At 49.2% G+C, this 1,049-nt stretch carries 1 protein-coding gene; it reads right to left on the minus strand.

Going from position 1 to position 1,049, the window contains the following annotated elements:
* Nucleotides 1-316 precede the first annotated feature (316 nt).
* Nucleotides 317-952 (minus strand): RNA polymerase sigma factor, encoded by a 636-nt coding sequence (locus tag U1739_RS21070; RefSeq protein ID WP_332710576.1) that lies wholly within the window; start codon nt 950-952, stop codon nt 317-319.
* Nucleotides 953-1,049 lie beyond the last annotated feature (97 nt).

Genomic DNA, 1,049 nt, shown 5'->3' on the forward strand with positions numbered 1-1,049 from the left:
TTGACCGTAATGCGGCGGCACAGATTATTACTGATATCTCGACCTTTAACGCTGACAGCGATTGCACCCGGTATCCGTTTTGCAGCCTCGGGTAGATCGCTCTAGCGTCCTCGCCATGATAGTTTCGGTTTGTCTCATGAATGTCGGCATTTGTGACGTACCTGGAGCGCGGTGAATATCAACCAATGGGTCATTCGCTGTCGGCGGCTTTTGGTAATCTTCCCACCGCCAATGCCCGTACGCTCATGGGAGTGGCAAGAATGCAGCCAATGGTGACTATGGGTGGCCAGCCCTACATTCCTGACTCCAAACCTTTTCAAACATTCATATATTTTTTCAAGGACGCTGTTGCGCGCCGCACACGGCTTTTAATTGTGCCAACTGGCGCTCCCAAGTGGATCGATAATTCTGAATGGCTCATCCCGTAAGTGTACATCGTAACAATCGCTGTAATCTGCTCTTCTGGCAACTGCGCAAGACATTTGCCAAGCTTTGGATCGGAAGGTTCGCACGGATCTGCGGCGATTGCCGTCATGTCGGTATCCGAGAGCTCTTCATGCGGCCGACGTTTGCGAATAAGGTCAAGCGCAACATTACGTGCGATTACCGATATCCAACTTTGCGGCGCACCTAATGTGGCATCAAATTGTCCCGCCGACCGCCATATTTTTACAAAAGCTTCCTGAACAGCATCTTCGGCAAGAGATCCGTCCCGCAATATCCTCAGCGCAATAGTATAAACCAGACCGCAATTTTCTTGGTAGAGATTTTGAAACGCCTTCTGATCACCCTCAGCAATCTTAGAAAAAATGGAGACTGGGAACAGGCTATCCCTACACTTTTCCTGAGTTGCGTAGTCCAATTGGGGTGTTACTTGCCAGGAAGCAACACCGCCTTGAGGATCAGATATGGTGTTAAGACCACATTTTGCAACGTCTATTCCTTTAGTCATCTGGTCAATTTCCCTGCAACGCTAACTTTCAGCTACGAAAGGAAACGCAGTCGGGATGCACTTGGGTGCGTTCAAACGAGACTGAAATTTAGTTGCG

The organism is Parasphingomonas puruogangriensis, assembly GCF_036663635.1.
Lineage (GTDB): Bacteria > Pseudomonadota > Alphaproteobacteria > Sphingomonadales > Sphingomonadaceae > Sphingomonas.